This is a genomic window from Arachnia propionica (assembly GCF_037055325.1).
In the GTDB taxonomy this organism is placed as follows: Bacteria; Actinomycetota; Actinomycetes; order Propionibacteriales; family Propionibacteriaceae; genus Arachnia.
Genome location: NZ_CP146373.1, coordinates 2,049,734 through 2,070,094, shown reverse-complemented (window position 1 = coordinate 2,070,094; position 20,361 = coordinate 2,049,734). Strand labels below are relative to the sequence as shown.

Below are 20,361 nucleotides of genomic sequence, written 5' to 3'. Positions count from 1 at the left end.
CTGCCGTTGTTCCGATGCAATGGTTGCCGTTCTGAGTGGACCCCTGCCGAACGTTGGACCCCGGTCAATGCAGACGGTGAGATGTCCGAGGGGGTACGGGACGCAAGAGCCATGCCCAAGGTGTGCAGGGACCGATGAATCAAAAAAAGCCTGTTCAACTCTGCGAACAGGTCTCATGAAAATGTGTCCGAGAGAGGACTTGAACCTCCACGCCCTAAAACGGGCACTAGCACCTCAAGCTAGCGCGTCTACCTATTCCGCCACCCGGACCCGGGCTGCCCCCACATCAGTGGGCGCGGGGAAAAACGATAGCAGTCGGCAGGCGGGAGTCGCAACCATGATTGGGCTCAGCCTGCGGTCCGGAACTGGTTCGGGCCGCCGGAGATGTCGTCGAGGGCCGCGATGATGGGCGGGACCAGCTGTTTGGTCTCGGCGTCGATGAGCTCTGCCAGGTGTTCCGGGGTCCTGGGGCCGACCAGGGCGCTCGCCACCTGGGGAGCGTCCCGAACCCATATCAACGCCACCTGCGCGGGGGTGAGCACCAGGCCGTCGGCGGCCTTGGCAACGGCGTCAATTACGGCCCGGCTCCGTGGTTGGAGATACGGCTCCAGGAACCAGCCGAAATGCTCGGATGCGGCCCGTGAATCCCTCGGAATTCCACGGCGGTATCGGCCCGTCAACGCGCCCCGGCCCATTGCCGACCACGCCAACAGGCCAAGGTTGTGGTATTGCGCGGCGCCGATCACCTCCACCTCAGCGCGGCGGGCCAGCAGTGAGTACTCCACCTGAACCGATGCCAGCTTCGTGCGTCCCGCCATCGCCTCCTGCCAGGTGGCGGCTGTTGCGGTCTGCCACCCCACGAAGTTGCTCACACCGACGTAACGGGCCAAGCCGCGTGAGACGGCGGAATCGAGCGCGGACAGGGTTTCCTCGATGGGTGCCCCACCCCAGGCGTGCACCTGCCACAAGTCGACGTGATCGGTGCGGAGCCTGCGCAGTGATCCCTCGAGGTCGTTCAGCAGTGCCGCACGGGAGGTGTCGATGATCCTTCGTCCGTTCCGGATAATGAAACCAGCCTTGGTTGCGATGACCAAGGAGTCGCGCGGGATGCCCGCTGCCAACAGCTTCCCGATCATCTGCTCGGCCACCCCGCCGCCGTAGGCGGGGGCTGTGTCGATGAGGTTTCCGCCGTCCTCAACGAAGTCGTGGACCAGTTCCCGGACGACCGGCCACTCGACATCCCTTCCCCAGGCCATCGTTCCCAGCCCGATCCTGGAGACGTGCAGCCCAGATCCGCCGAGTGCCCGATATTCCATTCGGGCAGTGTAAAGCGCGGCTTCCTTGGGTTGCTTGAAGCACGCCGGTGAGCGATGGAGCTGCGGCGATCGCGATGATACCCACACCGAAGAAATCCGGACCATTCCGAGCCGCTGGTGCGTACGGGGGTGCGTCCCCGTAGGGTGGGGTGAATGATGTACGAATTTCCTCACCCTGACCGTGTGGTCGTCGGTGCCCTCGGTCCGGTGGGGGAACGGATCTTCGTCATCCAGATCCGCCAAGGGGAGCACCTGGTTGCCGTCAATGTGCGGCGGGAGGCGGCACTGTCCATCGCGCGGCGCATCGATTCCTTGCTGCAGGAGGCGACGGCCCTCGGATGGTTGGGTGAGGCGCCAGAGGTCGAGCCAGAACTCGGACCGCTGGACGCCCCCGTCGACGTTCTGTTCAACGTTGGGGCCATCGGCTGGGCTCTCGACACCAAGAGGGGGGCCATCCAGCTCGAGTTCTACCCGGACGACCAGGACGTGCAGGAGGTGGCGGCCATGATCCAGGTGTGGCTGTATCCCACTGTTGCCAGGCAGTTCGCCGCGCGCGCCCGGATCATCGTCGCGACCGCCGATCCCAGCTGCCCGTTCTGCGCCCAGCCGGTGCACGCCGCTGGGCACATTTGCCCCCGCAGCAACGGGTATCGTGCGCCACTGTTCTGACCCGATATTCCGTAGTTTCCGGTGTTGATTCCGGGAGGGGCGCCGAAAGGCAGTAGCTTTGTGGCATGTACTCGTGGGCTCCAGTCGAGATTCCCAGCATTCCAGCGTCACAGGACGTGCCCAGGCGGCTCAGGTTGCACGATTCCTCCTCAGCTCGGACCATTCCCGTCGATCCCACGGAAGGCGAGGCCCGGATATACGTGTGCGGAATCACCCCCTATGACGCCACGCATCTGGGGCACGCCAGCACCTACCTCACCTTCGACCTGGTGAACCGGGTCTGGCGGGACCTCGGCCTGAAAGTTAACTACGTCCAGAACGTCACGGATGTGGACGATCCGCTGTTGGAACGTGCCGCCGCAACGGGCCAGGACTGGGAGGAACTGGCAGAGGACCAGACCGAACTGTTCCGCTCCGACATGACCGCTCTACGCATCATCCCGCCCGACCACTACGTTGGGGCCGTTGAATCCATCCCATGCGTGGTGGAACTGATCGAGAAGCTGTTGTCCACAGGGCTGGTCTATCAGGTGGAGGATCCCGAGCACCCCGACTGGTACTTCAACACGGCGGGCGCGCCCGGTTTCGGGGAGATCAGCCACTACGACGAGGAACGCATGCTCAAGGTCTTCGCCGAACGCGGTGGGGATCCTGACAGGCCCGGGAAGCGGCACCCGTTGGACTGCCTGCTGTGGCGCTTCGCACGTCCGGGTGAGCCGAGCTGGACCTCGGCGCTGGGTGATGGCCGACCTGGCTGGCACATCGAATGCACCGCCATCTCCCTGCATCATCTTGGCCCTTGCTTCGACGTGCAGGGCGGCGGAACCGATCTGGTCTTCCCGCACCACGAGATGTGTGCTGCCGAGGCGCGGGCAGTGACCGGGGTGCCGATGGCCGGGGCCTACGTCCACTCTGGAATGGTCGCCCTGGATGGCGAGAAGATGAGCAAGTCGAGGGGCAACCTGGAACTGGTGAGCAGGCTCAGGCAACGCGGGGCCGATCCCATGGCGATTCGGCTGGCGCTGCTCGGACAGCACTACCGAAGCGACTGGGAATGGGATTCGCAGCTGCTGGAGCGAGCCACGAGGCGCCTCAGCGCATGGCGCGCTCTTCGCAACATCCCGGCCACCCGGCCCACGGAAGAGATCATCGCCGAGATGCGGCGAGCCTTGCGCAACGACCTGGATGCGCCGTTGGCGCTCGACATCGTCGATGAATGGGCGGCGGCGAGCATTGAATCCGGCGGGAAGGAGACCGATGGGTACACCAAGATCTCCTCCGCCGTGGATGCGTTGCTCGGGGTGAAGTTGTGACCCACTAGGGTGTCGGTTCGTGAAGTCCTTTGAACAGCTCTTCGAACAGCTCCGAGAAACCGCCCAGACTCGACCTGAGGGATCGTCGACAGTGGCTCGCCTGGACGCAGGGGTGCACCACATCGGCAAGAAAGTGGTGGAGGAGGCGGCCGAGGTGTGGATGGCCGCTGAACACGAGACAACCGACGACGCCGCACTGGAGATCAGCCAGTTGCTGTACCACCTCCAGGTGATGATGATCGCGCTGGACCTGGACCTCGAGGATGTGTACCGGCACTTGTAAGCCGGGGGAGTGAAAATGCTGAAGATCGCCGTACCCAACAAAGGTTCCTTGGCTGAAAGGGCCACCGCCATGCTCCGGGCCGCCGGATACCGGCAGCGCACCGACCCCAAGGACCTGACTCTGGCGGACTCTGCTCACGATGTCGAGTTCTACTACCTGCGCCCCCGCGACATCGCCGTGTACGTGGGGGAAGGACACCTGGACGTCGGGATCACTGGCCGGGACATGCTCCTCGACTCGGGGGCCCGCGCCACGGAGGTCCTGCCCCTCGGGTTTGGTGACAGTCGGTTCCGATTCGCGGCGCCATCCGACCGGTCCTATGACGTTGCAGACCTGGCGGGCAAGCGCATCGCGACCTCCTACCCCGGGCTTCTGGGACTCTGGCTGGAAGAACAGGGCATCGAGGCCAACCTCGTAAAGCTCGACGGCGCCGTGGAATCTGCCATCAGGTTGGGAGTGGCCGACGTGGTGGCCGATGTCGTTGACACCGGGACCACGCTTCGCAGAGCCGGGCTCCAGGTCTTCGGGGAACCCATCTGCACATCCGAGGCGATCCTCATCCGACGCGACGAGGATGTTGAACCGGAAGGACTTACCTCGTTGCGTACCCGGCTCGAGTCAGTGCTGGTGGCGCAGAACTACCTGATGATGGACTACAACGTCGCAGAGACCGATCTTGAGGCCACGACCGCTCTGGCCTCCGGAGTGAACGGTCCGACGGTTTCCCGATTGGCTGAGCCCGGGTGGATGGCAGTGAGAGTTCTCGTACCGCGGCGCGGAGCGCACCTGCTGATGGATCGGCTGTTCGAGGCCGGGGCACGAGGCATCATCCTGACCGAGCTGAGTGCGGTCAGACTCTGAACTGGTCCCTGGTCCGGGCCGGGAAAGCCGGTCAGACTATCCCTCGTTTCTTTAGGAGCGCTTCGATCTCGTCGAGATCATCTTCGCCTGCCTCGGCGGCACCCTTCTGGGGAGCGGTTCCGGATTGCGGGCCTGGGTGGGAGGACTGGGCAGTGTGCTGAGGACCTTTCTCGACCGCAGGCTTGGTCGTGGACTGCTTACCGACGGGACGTTTGCGTGTAGCGCTGTCGCCTCGTTCCTCACGTGGTTTCGGTCCCGGCAGGAATCGAGCCACGACGAGGAACAAGATTCCCAGGCCACCGATGCCGGCACCCCAGCTCATCGTGTTCGTCCACCCGGTGCGGTCCACCCAGGCGATCAGGCTCTCGATGCCGCTCACCAGTAGATCCGACATGCCCGTCAGGAAGAGCCCCAGCGGCAGCAGTGCGAAACCGATTCCGGCGAGCAGGGCCCGCGAGCTGCGACCGCGGGCGAACAATCCAGCTGTGATGGCCACGATGACGGTCATGACTGCGATGGTGACAAACAGCGACGTACCCATGCGCTCAAGCATTCCACACGCCCTGCCGCGGTAGTGAACAGACTTGTAAAACCTGTGTCGCGGAGTTTAATGTTTTCTCGGCGGTGCGGTCCACGCCCCGCCGGGTTGGTGGCCTTCAACAAGGCGCAGGGGAACCCGGTCGAATCCCGGGACTGACGCGCAACGGTGGGTGGCCATCTCATGATGAGGTGGAACCACGAGTCCGAGCACCTGGCCAACCCTCGTGAGAGCCTCGCGCCCAGGTTCGACAGGAGTCCTGTGACCACGTCCATCACCCGCCCATACAGCCAGGTCAGCGCCAAGGAATCAATGGTTGGTGAGACCGGGGAGAGAACCGATGTGAGGGAGCCCGGATCTTCCGGGCGAGGCGGCAGACGACGTGGCTCGTTGGCGATGCTGGCAGTTCTGCCGGTGCCGCTGCGGCTGGTTATCGTCACCCAGTTCGCCTTCAATGTCGGTTTCTACCTGGTGGTTCCCTTCATCGCGACCCACCTTGCCAAGGATCTCCTACTCGCCGAGTGGATCATCGGCCTGTTGTTGGGGCTGAGAACGTTCTCCCAGCAGGGCATGTTCTTCCTGGGAGGTGCGCTCGCCGACCGTTTCGGTATAAAAAACACCATCCTCGTCGGATGCGTCATTCGTATCTGTGGATTCCTGACCCTTGCCGTCGCTGATGAAGTCTTCGGGGTGATGATGGGTGTGATCCTGATCGGTTTCGCAGCGGCACTGTTCTCGCCCGCGGTGGAATCGGCGATCGTCGCCTGGGCCGGTGATGTCGCGGCAGGCGACGCGACGGTTTCCCGGGAAGAGGTCATAGGGCTCGAGATGATGGCTTCCCAGCTGGGCTCTGTTATCGGGCCCGTCCTGGGTGGTGTTCTCCTGGTCATCCCGTTCCGGTTGACCTGCCTGCTGGCTGCAGGTGTCTTTGCGGTCATCATGTTTGCCCAGGTCATCTGGTTGCCGCGGAGAAGCTGCATCGGGCAGGCCACAACGGTGCGGGAGTCCGTGGGGCATGTGCTCACCAACCGCAGATTCCTGATGTTCGCGCTGATCCACTGCACCTGCCTGGTCGTCTACAACCAGTTCTACCTGGCCATCCCCGTGGAACTGGACCGAATCGGCGTCCCGGGGGCTGATATCACCTGGTTGTTCGGCATGGCCGCCGTGCTCACCGTCGCGCTGCAACTGCCCGTCACGCGCCTGGTTGCCCACTGGTCCACTGCCCGCATCCTGGGATGGGGATACGCCCTGATGGCTGCAGGACTCCTGGGGGTGGCCGCGTTCGCTGCCCTGCCGCCCCTGCCTGGGGTGCTCGCCTTCCTACCCTCGGTGTTGTTCGTGATCGGACTCCACGTCGGGCAGGTCCTCGTCATGCCTGCTGCCCGGGGCATTGTCGCGGACTTGTCCGGAGGGCAAGGGCTGGGAACTCATCTCGGGATGCTTGCATCCGTCGGCGGTCTGGCCGTGCTGTTGGGGAGCACTGGAATTGGCCTCCTCCTGCCTTTGGCGGAAACCCCGCAACTGCTCGCACCCGTGCCCTGGATCGTTCTGGCAGGCCTCCCCGTGGCCTCCTGCGTCGCCGCGGTTGTTTTCTGTCGGCGGGGCCTCCAATCTCCGAGGCAGCCCGAGAAGCCGGTGCGGCGTCTCGCGATGATGTGAGGAAATCGTTCAGGGTGGCCGACCGCTGAGTGACTCAGGATAAGTGTTCAAAAATTGAATCAATACTGCCGATGTGAACTTTTAGCCACCCCTTGTCGATAAACTGGCGGGATGGGAATCTTGAACGGACTGTTCGGCCGGGAGTCGACGACTGGCCACACAGCTGAGACCGGAGCTGAGGACAGCCCCGGATGGGAAGCCATCACGGAGGCCTGCGAACGGATCTACCCGGATCAGGTCGCTCCCTTTCACGTCAGCACCTTGGTTCCCAGTTTCTTGAGCAATGACGATTCAGATGATCCGCTGGACGGTATCTCCGTCTACCGTGCGACGCAACCTCGCCCGCACTGGCACTACGTCACCTACGGGCTGAGTGATCTCTACGGTGAACAGGAAGGATCCGGGGATGGGGTGTCCGGATACGGTTTCGAGCTGACCTTCCGGCTCGTCGACGACGGGGCCTTGAAGGCTAAGGAGCCGCCTACCTGGCCGCTGAGTCTGCTTCAGAACCTGGCGCGCTATGTCTTTCGTACCGGAAACGGTTTCGCGCCCAACCATCACATCGATGCCAACGGCCCGATTTCCCTGGAGGAAGAAACCACTCAGACGGCATTAGGTTTCATTGAGGACCCGGATCTGGGCAGTGTCGAGACCCCCAGTGGCTCCGTGCAGTTCGTGCAGCTTGTCGGGCTGACGGCCGAGGACCTCGATGACGTCAACAATTGGGACGCGGAGAAATTTTTCGCTCTCCTGACCGGTTCCCGACCGAAAGGCATCACCGAACTGCGAGGAGATCCGCTGCGAGCCGATCCGGAGATCGCGACACGGATCGCGGAGGGGCGGAAGAAGGATGGATCGCAGATGGGGCAGGTCTTCATCGACGTGCTCAGGATCACAGCCGAGGCCGGCATGCCGATGCTGACCATCGGGGCTCGCGTTGCCGGGGTTCTGGGGGAGAGGCTCAACAGTCGCCTGCCGCATGGTCGCGAGTTCCTTCTTCACAGTCCCGACGCGGAACTGCTCTTTCTGCCTGGTGGTCGCACCGGGATCCAGCTGGGGGACAAGGAGGCCACCTTGACCCTCGATCCCGCTGATCTCTCCCGGCTGGCCGCCACTCTCAAGGCCCGTGCCGGTCAGTACATGGCGCCCGACGGGGTGATCTGGAACGTGGAGCGCACTGAGATCACCGACAGCGAGGGCAACGTGATCGAAACCATTGGCTGAGAAGCATTTGTTTCCCGGGGGGTTGGCGAGGTATTGTTGCTGGCCGTTGACAGCGGCGCGGAAGCGTTCGCCCATGAAGCGGAGGCCTGACCTCCCACCCAGGTTGCAGTGGCGGCCGGGTCGGAACACACGCCACGGTGTGTCGTCAGGTCTTCGCGCGTGCGCGAAGGCCTTTCTCGTCGTTGAGGCCAGATAACGACAATCCTGGAGGAACTCATCAGCACTGAACCGCGGATCAACGAACGCATCCGAGTACCCGAAGTCCGGCTCGTGGGCCCGAAAGGCGAGCAGGTCGGCATCGTGCGTCTCGAGGACGCCCTTCGCCTCGCAGTTGAGAGCGACCTCGATCTCGTCGAGGTGGCGCCCCAGGCGCGCCCCCCGGTTGCAAAGCTGATGGATTACGGCAAGTTCAAGTATGAGGCCGCGCAGAAGGCGCGGGATGCCCGTCGGAACCAGTCGAACACCATCACCAAGGAAATGAAGCTTCGTCTCAAGATCGACAACCACGATTACGAGACCAAGAAGGGCCATGTCGTCCGGTTCCTGAAGGCCGGCGACAAGGTGAAGATCACCATCATGTTCCGTGGACGCGAGCAGTCCCGTCCGGAACTGGGCATCGACCTGCTGAAACGGCTCGCCGACGACGTCGCCGAGCACGGTTTCGTCGAATCCGCGCCCAGACAAGACGGTCGGAACATGCTGATGGTCCTCGGCCCCACCAAGAAGAAGACCGAGGCCCGGGCCGAACAGGCCGAGGAACGGGACCGTCGCATGGAGCAGCGCCGGGCGAACGCCGAGGCGGAGAAGGCCGAGGAGGCCCGGCTCAGGGCCGCAGCCCGGCCGTCCAGGAAGAAGCGCGGCCCCGCCGACAACATGGACCCCGACATCGAGCTGTGACGCGGGCCATTCACCAATCAGAAAGCGAGCCAACCATGCCGAAGATGAAATCGCATTCGGGAACCAAGAAACGTGTCAAGGTGACCGGATCGGGCAAACTGATGCACCGTCAGGCGAACCTGGGGCACCTCAACGCCCACAAATCCTCCAAGCGGCTGCGTCGCCTCAAGGGCAACACCGAGATGGCCGGCTCCGACCTCAAGCAGGCCAAGGCGCTCCTCGCCGGCCACTCAGGCCGCTGAGCTCCACCCGAACCCCAGTACACCCGTGGGCCGGGAGTGACCGGCCGAAGAGCAAGGAGTAACCATGGCACGCGTCAAGCGTTCTGTGAATGCGAAGAAGAAGCGCCGCGAAGTGCTGGAGCTTGCCTCCGGCTACCGTGGGCAGCGCTCACGTTTGTACCGCAAGGCGAAGGAGCAGATCCTCCACTCCGCCACCTACGCCTACCGTGACCGCAGGGCCAGGAAGGGCGATTTCCGTGCCCTGTGGATCCAGCGCATCAACGCAGCCGCCCGTGCGGAGGGCCTGACCTACAACCGTTTCATCAACGGTCTGAAGAACGCCGGAGTGGAGGTGGATCGCAAGATCCTCGCCGACTTGGCCGTCACCGACACCGAGGCGTTCAACGCCCTGGTCGCAGTCGCCCGCGAGAACCAGACTCCGGCTGCCGCCTGAGCGTGGCTCCGGAACACAACTCGAACGCAGCACGTGAGCTTCCCGGCTCCGTGCTGCGTTCAGTTCGTCGACTGAGGAACCGACGCGGTCGCGAACTGGCAGGGGAGTTTCTTGCCGAAGGCCGCCAGGCGGTGCGGGAAGCGCTTGCCACGGACGGCCTCGTCACGGGTGTGATCGTCGCTGATCCTGAGCGTCATGCCGATCTCGTTGAAGATCTTGATATTCCCGTGTGGTGGGGTTCTGAGGCGGTTGTACGGCAGTTGTCCGATACGGTCACCCCGCAAGGGGTTGTTGCGGTGTGCCGGCAGCCCCGGTTCGATTGGGAGGACGTTGAAGGTGCGCGCCTGCTGGTGATCTGTGCCCAGGTCCGTGATCCAGGGAATGCGGGAACCGTGATCCGCTGCGCCGATGCCTTCGGGGCGGATGGCGTCATTCTCACCTCGGGATCGGTGGAGGTGTGGAACCCCAAAACGGTGCGCTCATCAGTGGGATCGTTGTTCCACCTTCCGATCCTCACCGGAATCGACCTTGCTGAGGCTGTTTCCCGTGTGCGTTCCCGGGGCATGCAGGTGCTCGCGGCCGACGGCGATGGTGAACCGCTGGACCTGCTCGCTGCCTCCGGTGGTTTGGCGAAACCGTCGGCCTGGTTGATGGGCAACGAAGCCTGGGGGCTGCCTGCTGGGGATGCGGCCTTGGCCGACCGGATAGTCGCCGTCCCGATGTGGGGTGCGGCAGAGAGTCTCAACCTGTCTTCAGCCGCAGCCATCTGCCTGTATCAGACGGCTTCTGCCCAGCGCCGCAAGAACTGATCCGTGTCGGGTCCTCCTGTCAGTTCTCGCCGCGCGGTTCACAAGACAATACGGTGAATGATCTGAAAGAGCTGAAAGTCCAGCTGTGAATCGTCTCGGACAGCTCATCGGTGTGGCTGCTAACGTGCGGGGAAGTTTCTGCCGAGGGCATCAGGCGGTGCGATTGTTCCTGCCACTAGACGGTCTTCTAGACTCGGCTGCTGTAATTGGAAGGGGAAATCCATGGCAGGCCCTAATGACAATGCGAGTCCACAGCAGACAGTGGCTCTTGATGCGGCTTCCGTCGAGGAATACGTGAACTCTGCCTTGGCCGCTGTCGCGGCGGCCACCAGCACGACCGAGCTGAAGCAGGTACGCATCGATCACACGGGTGAGCGTTCCCCGCTTGCCCTGGCCAACCGAGGAATCGGCGCGCTGCCGCAGACAGAGCGCAAAGAAGCCGGGAGTCGTGTCGGTAGGGCGCGAGGTCAGGTCAACCAGGCCCTCGCGGAGCGGCAGGAGGAGCTGGCTGCCGAGGAGTTGACTCGGGCCCTCGTCGCTGAGCGTGTCGACATGACCCTGCCAGTGGGGCTGGCCCCCCGAGGTGCTCTGCACCCGATCACGACCCTGATCGACGATATGTGTGATGTGTTCGTCGCCATGGGCTGGGAGGTGGCCGAGGGTCCTGAACTGGAGGCAGAGTGGTACAACTTTGACGCCCTCAATCTGGGTGTGGACCATCCTGCCCGCGGTGAACAAGACACCCTCTGGGTGGAACCCGCGACTGCCGGCAAGCTGCTGCGCACCCAGACTTCCCCCGTGCAGGTTCGCGCCATGCTGGAACGCGACCTGCCCCTCTACGTCGTCAGTCCCGGCAAGGTGTTCCGCGCCGACGAGTACGACGCCACTCACCTGCCGGTCTTCCACCAGCTCGAGGGGCTCGTGGTGGACAAGGGAATCTCCATGGCCGATCTGCGCGGTGTCCTCGACCACTTCGCTCGAGCCATGTTCGGTGATGTCACCACGAGGATGCGCCCCCACTACTTCCCATTCACCGAGCCCTCGGCTGAGGTCGACATCCAGTGTGTCGTCTGCCACGGCGAATCCGTCGGCAACCCCGATCGCCCCTGCCGGACTTGCCGTTCCGAGGGGTGGATCGAATGGTGCGGCTGCGGGGTCGTCAACCCGCGGGTGCTGCGGGCCTGCGGGATCGATTCCGAGACCTATTCCGGTTTCGCCTTCGGCATGGGAGTTGACCGTACCGTCATGTTCCGCACCGGGGCTCCTGACCTGCGTGACTTCGTCGAGGGCGATGTCCGTTTCTCCCTTCTTGCTGATGGAGGTGTCCGATGAAAGCCCCGATCTCGTGGCTGCGTGAGCTGGTGAGCCTGCCCGAAGAGGCCGGAACCAAGGAGATCGCCGACGCCTTCACCCGCCTCGGGCTGACCGTCGAGCACATTGAGTCGACCGGCTCGCAGGTGACGGGTCCGCTCGTGATCGGTCGTGTCCTCAGCTTCACCGAGGAACCGCAAAAGAACGGCAAGACCATCCGGTACTGCCGCGTCGACGTCGGGTCCCACAACGACCCCGCCGACGAGCAGTACCCCGCATCCCGGGGCATCGTGTGCGGCGCCTCGAACTTCGCCGTCGACGACCTCGTGGTCGTGGCGCTCCCCGGAGCTGTTCTTCCGGGTGACTTCCAGATCTCTGCTCGTAAGACCTACGGGCACATCTCCGACGGCATGATCTGCGCCGAGGACGAGATCGGTCTTGGTGAGGATCACGCCGGGATCATCGTGCTCCCCGAGTCGTCGGGTCTGCACCCCGGGGACGACGCTCTGACAGCCTTGTGGACGCGCGACGAGGTACTGGACATCGACGTGACCCCTGATCTGTCCCACGGCCTGTCACTGCGGGGACTGGGCCGCGAACTTGCTGTTGTCCACGGGGTTCCGTTCAGTGACCCCTACGACCTGCCGCTGCCCGCCCCGATTTCCGACGGCTATCCCGTTGTCCTGGAGTCGGAGCGTTGCAGTGTGTTCGTCGCCTTCACGATTGAGGGCTTCGATCCGGCTGCCCCGACACCCAGGTTCATGGCGGACCGGTTGCGGGCCTGCGGGGTGCGTTCCATTTCCCTTCCGGTGGACGTCACCAACTACGTGATGCTCGAGTCCGGGCAGCCGCTGCACGCCTACGACGCCGCCAAACTGCAGGGGCCGATCCGGGTGCGGCTCGCCACCGAAGGGGAGGAGATCACCACCCTCGACGGCATCCGCCGCACTCTCTCCACCGATGACCTGCTGATCACCGATGACTCCGGTCCGATCGGAATCGCCGGTGTCATGGGAGGGGAAACCACCGAGGTCTCTGCCGAGACCACGGCCATCGTGTTGGAGGCCGCAGCATTCACCCCGGCCAGTGTCTCCCACACCTTCCGGCGGCACGGATTGCCATCAGAGGCGTCCAAACGTTTTGAACGCACCGTCGACCCGGGGCTCGCCTACGCTGCTGCCCGCCGCGCCGCCGAGCTGCTCGTGGAACACGGTGGTGGTCAGGTCCGCGGTGACGTCACGGTCGTCGGGCAGGCACCGGCGCAGGTCAGGATCGATCTGCGAGCCGGACTGATTAGCGCGATCCTGGGCACCGAGGTGGAGCTTGAGGAGATCCTCCGCGTGCTGGAGGCCGGCGGTTGCCGGGTGACCGCCCTCGGCGACTCCCTGACCGTCGAAGCCCCAACCTGGCGTCCCGATTTGCGCGACCCCTACGACATCGTCGAGGAGGTTGGGCGCAAGATCGGCTACCACCGTATCGGGAGTCGTCTCCCGGTCGCTCCCGCTGGCAGGGGGTTGACGAGAGCCCAGCGCGCCCGCCGCGCCGCCATGCGGGCCGCGGCCGCAACCGGTTTCACCGAGGTGCTCAGCCTGCCGTTCGTCTCTGAATCGGACCTGGACCGGATGGGCTTGGTCGCTGAGGATCCGCGGCGGGCCGTGGTGCGACTGGCCAATCCGCTTGCTGAGACCAGCCCTTACCTGCGCACCACGCTGCTCCCGGGCCTTTTCGCTGCGGTGGCCAGGAACACCTCCCGCTCTCTCACGGACCTGGCGATCTTCGAACGCGGCTTGGTCTACCTTGACGGGAACACCCCCGCGGCTCCGCGCCCCGGGGTGGAGGGACGTCCCAGCGACGAGGAGATCGCTGCCTTGCAGGCCGCCCTTCCAGAGCAGCCCGAGCTGCTGGCCGGAGTGGTGACCGGGGCGTGGCGACCAGCCGGCTGGGATACCCCGGCGGTGGCCGCCGACTGGCGTCACGTCGTCGCGCTCGCCGAAGCCGTGGCCCGGGCCACCGGGCACGCGCTCGAACGCCGCAACGCGGAAGCCGCGCCCTGGCATCCCGGTCGCTGTGCCGAGCTCCTACTCGCGGAACGAACGGTCGGGTACGCCGGTGAACTGCACCCCGAGGTGATTCGGGCGTTCGGGTTGCCCTCCCGGACCTGCGCAGTGGAACTCGAGCTGGGGGCCCTGCTGGAGGCCGAAGCAGGAACCCCTCGCATCGGATTGCTTACGGGTTTCCCCCTCGCCAAGGAGGACGTCGCCCTGATTGTTGACGAGAACACGCCTGCGGAGGGCGTGCGGAAGGCTCTCATCGAGGGGGCGGGTGAGCTGCTGGAGAGCGTCACCCTGTTTGACATCTACCATGGAGATCAAGTGCCTGAGGGGAGGAAGTCCCTGGCCTTCGGACTGCGATTCCGGGCCGACCGGACACTGACCGACGCCGAGGCGGCGGCGGCTCGTGACGCGGCGGTCGCGGTAGCGGTCGAGCGGTTTGGCGCCACGCAACGAACCTGACCCGACGTGAAGGAGGAAAGATGACCACCTCGCAGTCCGCTGGAGGGTGTCCGGTCCGGCGTGAAGCGGGATATCTGAGGGTGGCGGGACACTCGGAGGTGGTCGCAATTGTGACCGACCCCGAGACCTTCTCGAGTGGGGTCTCCCGTTTCCTGCAGGTTCCGAACGGTCTCGACGGTGAGGAACACGCCGCCTTTCGCGCCGTGATTGACAGGTTCTTCACCGCCGAGGCACTCGCCGAGCTGGAACCACGCCTGCGGGACGTGGCTCGCCGGATCGTGGCGGGACTTCCCCGCGGCGAGGTGATCGACGTGGTCGGGGGCATGGGTACCCGCTATGCGGTCCAGGCGATGCTTGCCTGGCTGGGCTGGGAACCGGACCTGGAGGAGGAACTCGTCGAATGGGTCGCCGACAACGTAGCCGCGACCCGGTCCGGTGAGATCGAACGCACCCGCGCCGTCGCGGAACACTTCGACGAGATCATCGTCGGTGTGCTCCGGCCCCGCCTGGAGCGTCTCGATGAACCCGCCCGGGACGTCACCGACCAGCTGTTGCGGCAGCAGGTGCAGGGGCGAGGTCTCCAACACCCCGAGCTGGTCTCAATCCTGCGGAACTGGACCGGAGGCGACCTCGGATCGCTCGCCCTGTGCATCGGGGTGATCATCCATCAATTGGCGGCGTTTCCCGCGTTGCTTCGGGATCTGCGCAGTCGGTTGGGCGACGCCGAGGCGACCAACCGTGCCATCGACGAGTTCCTGCGCATCGACGACCCCTTCGTCTCCAATCGACGGATCGCCGCCCGCGAGACCGAACTGGCGGGAGAGAACATCGAGGCCGGGCAGCGTCTCGTGGTGGACTGGACCCGCGCCAACCGTGACCCTGCGGTGTTCCCGGATCCCGACGCCTTCCGGCCCGAGGAGAACGCCCCCGAGAATCTCGTCTACGGAAGGGGTCCGCACGTCTGCCCGGGACGCGGGCTGGCGACTCTGGAGCTGCGTGTTCTGCTGGAGGAACTCTTGGCAGTGATCTCCGGGATCGAGCTGCCGGAGGAACCACGGGCGGTCCGGGCCGAGTTCCCGCTAGGGGGTTGGGCCAGCTGCCCCGTGGTCCTCCGCTGAGGTTCGTGCAGGCTCGCTCGGTTAGTTCTTGGCTGTGGTGGTCAGCTCACCTTTCCTGAAGTTGGTCACTAGAGCCACCGCCTCGTCGAACTCAGCTTTCACGCCCGGAGCAATATCAGTGCTCAGGGAAACGACGATGGTCACGATCAGGTTCGCCACGAACCCGGGAAGCAACTCGTAGAGGTCGAAGATGCCCCCGGACAGGTTCGCCCAGACTGCCGCCACGACAGCACCGGTCGTCATGCCCGCTAGCGCGCCCCAGCGGGTTAGCCGTCGCCAGAAGAGGGCCAGCAGTACCACGGGGCCAAAGGAGGCTCCGAAACCGGCCCAGGCGAACGAGACCAGGTTGAGAATGCTGTCGTTGGCCTGCCACGCCATGATGGCTGCGACCACGGAGACCAGCATCACCGCCACCCGGCCCAGCAGAACGGAGCGTTTCTCGCCCAGCTCCCTGCGGTTGAAGGCGTGATAGAGATCCTCCACGAGGGCGGAGGAGGAGACCAGCAGCTGGGAGCTGATGGTGGACATGATCGCGGCAAGGATCGCCGCCAGCATGAATCCCGCAACGAACGGGTGGAACAGCAACTGTCCCAGCGAAATGAACACGGTCTCAGGATCGGGTAGTTTCCCGGTGTCGCGGCGGTAGGTGGCGATGCCGACCAGCGCGGTGGCGGCGGCGCCCAGACAGGCCAGCGCCATCCACCCGATGCCGATGCGCCGTCCCGCCTTTGCCTGCTGTGGGGTTTCCAGGGCCATGAAACGCACGATGATGTGTGGCTGCCCGAAATACCCAAGCCCCCAAGCGGCTGCTGAGACGATGCTCATCAGTGAGGTGGAGGCACCCCACAGTGCCCACGTTTTCGGATCTAGTTCGTCGATGGTCGAGATCAGTGGTCCGAAACCGCCCAACTGGAGCAGACCGGCCACCGGGACCGCTACAAGGGCGGTCACCATCATGAGCCCCTGCACCACGTCGGTGTAGGCGACCGCGAGGAAGCCACCGACCAAGGTGTAGAGCACCGTGGTGCCTGCCACCAGGATCATGCCCAGGCGGTAGTCCGTCCCGAAGGAAGCCTCGAAGAACCTGCCGCCCGCCACCATGCCGCTGGAGACGTAGAAGGTGAAGAACACCAGGATGATTACGCCCGCGCCGATCTGGATCAGCCGTGAGCTGTCGTGCAGTCGGGCGCTCAGGAAGGTGGGGATGGTCAGTGAGTTGTTCGCCACCTCCGTGTAGGTTCGTAGCCGCGGTGCGGTGTACCTCCAGTTCAGCCAGGCGCCCACGGTCAACCCTATGGGGAGCCACATCGCGGACATCCCCGACAGGTAGAAGGCGCCGGGAAGGCCCATGAGCAGCCAGCCGGACATGTCGGAGGCGCCGGCGGACAGGGCTGTGGAGAGAGGACCGAGGTTTCTCCCGGCCAGCATGTAGTCATCCATATCGTCGGTGCGTTGATAGGCCCAGAGACCTATGACGATCATCGCGACGAAGTAGATGATCATCGAGATTGCCTGATAGGTCTGCTCGTTCATCGGTACCTCCGTTCGAAGAAGCAACCTAACCTAATCGACTCTGAGGTCATCGTGGTGGGGATTCCGAATACCGGCTGTACCATTCACACCGTGCTGACCAGAGGGCGGATAGTCGAAGCGGGACTGCGGATCCTGGATTCCTGGGGGCTCGGGGATCTCTCCATGCGGCGCATCGCTGACGAACTCGGAGTCAAGGCCGGGGCGCTGTACTACCACGTGCCGAACAAGCAGTCGCTGCTGGCCGGGATCGCCGACGTGATACTGGCCCCCGTCGCCATTCCTGATTCGAGGGCGACAGGGGAGTGGTTGAGGGACTGGTCCCACAACCTGCGGGGGGCGCTGCTGGCCCACCGCGATGGCGCCGAGCTGGTCGCCTCGACGACAGCGCTGGGCATGGGCACCGTGGACGCGACTGCGGCGGCCCGCGGCCTGCTGGCCGAGCGGAACTGTTCCGAACCGGCGGCCACGGCGACCGCTTTCCTGCACTTCATCCTGGGCCATGTCATGTCGGAGCAGACCCGCACTCAGCTGGTCGCCCTGGGGGTCCTCGAAACCTTTGACGCGGAAGCCTCCAGGGCGGATTTCAGTCACGGCGTGGAGTTGCTGGTTCGTGGGATCTCGTGTTGTGATCCATGCGTGACCACGCAATGACGCTGGTTCCCGGCCACAGGGGCTGGCGAACCGCACAGGTTTCCGTGACTCCCCGTGGCTTCAGGCCGGGACGACGTTGACCAGTTTGGGGGCCTTGACGATCACCTTGCGCACGCCGTTGGGGATCTCCTTGACGATGCGTGGATGGGCCAGGGCCAGTTCGCGCAGCTCATCCTCGGTGATCGAGGTGGGCACCTCCAGCTGGGCGCGCAGTTTGCCACGAACCTGCACGACGGCAGTGATGGTGTCCTCGGTCACCAGCTCGGGATCCGCCACGGGGAAGGGCTCGTGGGCCAGCGACTGCTCGTGCCCCAGCCGGTGCCACAGCTCCTCCGCGATGTGCGGGGCCAGGGGCGCGACCATCAGCACCAGCGGCTCCACCGCGGCCCTGGGCACCACCTTGAGGGCGGTCAGGACGGTGTTGTACTCCGTGAGCCGCGCGATGGCGGTGTTGAACGACAACCCCTCGTAGTCCTTGGTGACGGCGTCGATGGTTTTGTGCAGGGCATGGAGGGTGTCGTCGTCGATATCGGTATCACGGGTGATCAGATCGCCCGTCTCCTCCTCGACGACGTTGCGCCACAGCCGCTGCAGGAATCGCTGCGCCCCGACCACAGCGCGGGTCTCCCACGGCTTCGACTGGGCCAGCGGGCCCATACCCATTTCGTAGAGACGGAAGGTGTCGGCGCCGTAGGTCTCGTACATCTCGTCCGGGGAGACGACGTTCTTCAGCGACTTGCCCATCTTCCCGTACTCGCGTTTGACCGGCTGGCCCTGCCAGGTCCAGGTCGTTTTCTCGCCCTCCCCGTGTGCCTCCGTCTCGGCGGCGGGCACGGTCTGGCCGCGGGAATCGCGGTAGGCGTAGGCCTGGATGTAGCCCTGATTGAACAAGCGACGGAACGGCTCGGCGGATGAGACGTGTCCCAGATCGAACAGCACCTTGTGCCAGAACCGTGCGTAGAGCAGGTGCAGCACGGCGTGTTCGACCCCACCGACGTACAGGTCCACCCCGCCGACATCACCCTCACCGCGGGGTCCCATCCAGTAGCGTTCCACTTCCTCGCCGACGAAGCGGTCGTGGTTGGCGGGGTCCAGGTAGCGCATCTCGTACCAACAGGAGCCGGCCCACTGCGGCATCACGTTCAGCTCGCGACGGTAGACCTTCGTGCCGTCGCCCAGGTCCACTTCGACGCTGGCCCAGTCGGTGGCGCGGGCCAGCGGCGGTACCGGATCGGAGTTCCGGTCCTCCGGATCCAGGGCCTTCGGGGAGTAGTCGGTGACCTCGGGCAGCTCGATGGGCAGCATCTCTTCGGGCAGCGCGATGGGCAGGCCGGTCTCGTCATAGACGATCGGGAAGGGCTCGCCCCAGTAGCGCTGACGGCTGAACAGCCAGTCCCGCAGCCGGTAGTTCACGGTGGCCTCGCCCAGTCCCTTGGCCTCCAACCACTCGGTGATGGCGGTCTTGGCGTCGGCGACGGTCATGCCGTTCAGGGAGATCTCGGAGTTGGCGGAGTTGATTACCTCGCCGTCACCCGTCCACGCTGAAGTGCCGTCATGGTCGGATTCGGGGATCACGGTTTCGACGATCGGCAGGTTGTGAGCCTTGGCGAACTCCCAGTCGCGCTGGTCGCCCGAGGGGACCGCCATGACCGCTCCCGTGCCGTAACCCAGGGTGACGTAATCGGCGATGAAGATCGGGACGCGCTGGCCGTTGACGGGGTTAACGGCGAAGCGCCCGGTGAACAGGCCCGTCTTCTCTTTGTCCTCGACGCGGTGGTCCGCATCGGTTTTGCGTTCCGCCTCAGCGCGGTAGGCAGCGACCGCCTCGGCAGGGGAGACGTGGCCTCTGGTCCAGGCGGGGTCGGTGCCCTCAGGCCACTCGGAGGCAGCGTCGTCGGCCAGGTGGTGTTCGGGTGCCAACACCATGAAGGTGGCGCCGAACAAGGTGTCCGGGCGGGTGGTGAACACCTCGATCTGTTCGCCGCTGGCGGCCTCGGTGAAGAACACCCGGGCCCCCTCGGAACGACCGATCCAGTTGCGCTGCATGGCCTTGACCTTGTCAGGCCAGTCCAGCTTGTCCAGGTCCGCCAGGAGGCGTTCCGCGTAGGCGGTGATGCGCAGCATCCACTGGCTCATGTTGCGCTTGAAAACCGGGAAGTTGCCAATCTCGGAGCGTCCCTCGTTGGTGACCTCCTCATTGGCCAGCACAGTGCCCAGGCCCGGGCACCAGTTCACGGGCGCATCGGACAGGTAAGCCAGCCGGTGCAAGTCGATGATTTGGCGCTGCTCCTGCGCTGACAGCTCTCCCCACGGTTGTCCTGAGGGGGTGGAGCGCTTCCCGGATGTGAACTCCTCGAGCAGCTCATCGATGTGGCGGGCCTTGTTCGCTTTCTCATCGAACCAGGCATTGAAGATCTGCAGGAAGATCCACTGAGTCCAGCGATAGAACTCGACATCGATGGTCGCCACGCTGCGGCGGGGATCGTGGGCCAGGCCCAGGCGCCGTAGCTGGCGGCGCATGATGGCGATGTTGTGCTCGGTGGTGACCCGGGGATGCTGCCCTGACTGCACCGCATACTGCTCAGCAGGCAAACCGAAGGCGTCATAGCCGAGGGCATGCAGCACGTTGCGACCTTTCATGCGGTTGAAACGCGCGAAGGTGTCGGTGGCGATGTAGCCGAGGGGATGTCCGACATGCAGGCCTGCGCCACTCGGGTAGGGAAACATGTCAAGGACGAAGAGCTTCTCGTCGAAGGAATCGATCTTCTCGGGCTCAGCCCAGGGCCCGGCAGGATTCGGGGCGTGGAACGTGCCCTCGGTCTCCCAGCGATCCTGCCAGTGCGCCTCGATCTCACCGGCCAGCTTTGCGGTGTACCGGTACGACGGCTCGCTCATCAGCGTTTCTCCTTACAACATGCAACTGCGGGATCGAGACTATCCCGCCGCGGCCTGCCCGGTCGACTGGGCCCGAGAAAATTTGGAATACTT

18 protein-coding genes, 1 tRNA gene and 1 riboswitch are annotated in these 20,361 nt (G+C 64.6%); of the genes, 14 read left to right on the top strand and 5 right to left on the bottom strand.

The features are described 5' to 3' along the window. Positions 1-184: 184 nt before the first annotated feature. Together V7R84_RS09535 and V7R84_RS09530 are read right to left on the bottom strand one after the other, a co-directional pair. A tRNA-Leu gene (locus V7R84_RS09535) sits at positions 185-270 on the bottom strand. Positions 271-347: 77 nt separating this feature from the next. Next, positions 348-1,316 (bottom strand): aldo/keto reductase, encoded by a 969-nt coding sequence (locus V7R84_RS09530; protein WP_338568303.1) that lies wholly within the window; start codon positions 1,314-1,316, stop codon positions 348-350. A 153-nt stretch (positions 1,317-1,469) separates the two neighbouring features. Between V7R84_RS09530 and V7R84_RS09525 the strand changes: the two genes are divergently transcribed. The 4 genes from V7R84_RS09525 to hisG all read left to right on the top strand — a co-directional run bounded on the left by V7R84_RS09525 (position 1,470) and on the right by hisG (position 4,442). Next, complete coding sequence (locus tag V7R84_RS09525) at positions 1,470-1,985, top strand: DUF3090 domain-containing protein (RefSeq protein WP_338568301.1); 516 nt, start codon at positions 1,470-1,472, stop codon at positions 1,983-1,985. A gap of 65 nt (positions 1,986-2,050) precedes the next feature. Further along, positions 2,051-3,298, top strand: a complete 1,248-nt coding sequence (gene mshC, locus V7R84_RS09520) for a cysteine--1-D-myo-inosityl 2-amino-2-deoxy-alpha-D-glucopyranoside ligase (protein WP_338568299.1) — start codon at positions 2,051-2,053, stop codon at positions 3,296-3,298. Between the two features lie 19 nt (positions 3,299-3,317). Then, a complete protein-coding gene (locus V7R84_RS09515) occupies positions 3,318-3,581 on the top strand; it encodes a phosphoribosyl-ATP diphosphatase (RefSeq protein WP_338568297.1) in 264 nt (87 codons plus the stop codon). Positions 3,582-3,596: 15 nt separating this feature from the next. Beyond that, positions 3,597-4,442: an ATP phosphoribosyltransferase gene (hisG, locus tag V7R84_RS09510; RefSeq protein WP_338568296.1), complete on the top strand. Its 846-nt coding sequence runs from the start codon at positions 3,597-3,599 to the stop codon at positions 4,440-4,442. A 31-nt stretch (positions 4,443-4,473) separates the two neighbouring features. On the opposite strand, the gene V7R84_RS09505 is transcribed toward hisG, so the two are convergent. Beyond that, the gene (locus V7R84_RS09505) at positions 4,474-4,983 is read right to left on the bottom strand and encodes a hypothetical protein (protein WP_338568295.1); all 510 of its coding nucleotides are present in this window, start codon (positions 4,981-4,983) and stop codon (positions 4,474-4,476) included. An 89-nt stretch (positions 4,984-5,072) separates the two neighbouring features. Continuing rightward, positions 5,073-5,217, top strand: a riboswitch (cobalamin riboswitch). A 24-nt stretch (positions 5,218-5,241) separates the two neighbouring features. Between V7R84_RS09505 and V7R84_RS09500 the strand changes: the two genes are divergently transcribed. The 9 genes from V7R84_RS09500 (at position 5,242) to V7R84_RS09460 (ending at position 15,189) form a co-directional block, all read left to right on the top strand. Beyond that, positions 5,242-6,642, top strand: a complete 1,401-nt coding sequence (locus tag V7R84_RS09500; RefSeq protein ID WP_338568294.1) for an MFS transporter — start codon at positions 5,242-5,244, stop codon at positions 6,640-6,642. Positions 6,643-6,753: 111 nt separating this feature from the next. Next, positions 6,754-7,866, top strand: a complete 1,113-nt coding sequence (locus V7R84_RS09495; RefSeq protein ID WP_338568292.1) for a suppressor of fused domain protein — start codon at positions 6,754-6,756, stop codon at positions 7,864-7,866. 270 nt (positions 7,867-8,136) lie between these two features. Then, the gene (gene infC, locus V7R84_RS09490) at positions 8,137-8,763 is read left to right on the top strand and encodes a translation initiation factor IF-3 (protein WP_338568290.1); all 627 of its coding nucleotides are present in this window, start codon (positions 8,137-8,139) and stop codon (positions 8,761-8,763) included. A gap of 35 nt (positions 8,764-8,798) precedes the next feature. Further along, positions 8,799-9,005 carry a 50S ribosomal protein L35 gene (gene rpmI, locus V7R84_RS09485; protein WP_338568288.1) on the top strand — a complete coding sequence of 69 codons (207 nt, stop codon included), beginning with the start codon at positions 8,799-8,801 and terminating at the stop codon, positions 9,003-9,005. Positions 9,006-9,069: 64 nt separating this feature from the next. Next, the gene (gene rplT, locus V7R84_RS09480; RefSeq protein WP_338568286.1) at positions 9,070-9,438 is read left to right on the top strand and encodes a 50S ribosomal protein L20; all 369 of its coding nucleotides are present in this window, start codon (positions 9,070-9,072) and stop codon (positions 9,436-9,438) included. Then, complete coding sequence (locus V7R84_RS09475; RefSeq protein WP_412728119.1) at positions 9,435-10,247, top strand: TrmH family RNA methyltransferase; 813 nt, start codon at positions 9,435-9,437, stop codon at positions 10,245-10,247. Before rplT ends, V7R84_RS09475 begins: the two co-directional genes overlap by 4 nt. 222 nt (positions 10,248-10,469) lie before the next feature. Beyond that, positions 10,470-11,579 carry a phenylalanine--tRNA ligase subunit alpha gene (pheS, locus tag V7R84_RS09470; protein ID WP_338568282.1) on the top strand — a complete coding sequence of 370 codons (1,110 nt, stop codon included), beginning with the start codon at positions 10,470-10,472 and terminating at the stop codon, positions 11,577-11,579. Next, positions 11,576-14,071: a phenylalanine--tRNA ligase subunit beta gene (gene pheT / locus V7R84_RS09465; RefSeq protein WP_338568280.1), complete on the top strand. Its 2,496-nt coding sequence runs from the start codon at positions 11,576-11,578 to the stop codon at positions 14,069-14,071. Before pheS ends, pheT begins: the two co-directional genes overlap by 4 nt. A 20-nt stretch (positions 14,072-14,091) precedes the next feature. Continuing rightward, a complete protein-coding gene (locus V7R84_RS09460; RefSeq protein WP_338568279.1) occupies positions 14,092-15,189 on the top strand; it encodes a cytochrome P450 in 1,098 nt (365 codons plus the stop codon). Between the two features lie 21 nt (positions 15,190-15,210). Here the strand turns inward: V7R84_RS09460 and putP are convergent, their stop codons facing one another. Beyond that, a complete protein-coding gene (gene putP, locus V7R84_RS09455) occupies positions 15,211-16,722 on the bottom strand; it encodes a sodium/proline symporter PutP (protein ID WP_338568277.1) in 1,512 nt (503 codons plus the stop codon). Positions 16,723-16,812: 90 nt separating this feature from the next. Here putP and V7R84_RS09450 point away from each other — a divergent pair, with 90 nt between their 5' ends. Next, positions 16,813-17,373, top strand: coding sequence for a TetR family transcriptional regulator (locus tag V7R84_RS09450; RefSeq protein ID WP_338568276.1), 561 nt, complete (start codon positions 16,813-16,815; stop codon positions 17,371-17,373). A gap of 60 nt (positions 17,374-17,433) precedes the next feature. Here V7R84_RS09450 and leuS read toward each other — a convergent pair whose 3' ends face one another. Beyond that, complete coding sequence (gene leuS, locus V7R84_RS09445; RefSeq protein ID WP_338568275.1) at positions 17,434-20,268, bottom strand: leucine--tRNA ligase; 2,835 nt, start codon at positions 20,266-20,268, stop codon at positions 17,434-17,436. Positions 20,269-20,361 lie beyond the last annotated feature (93 nt).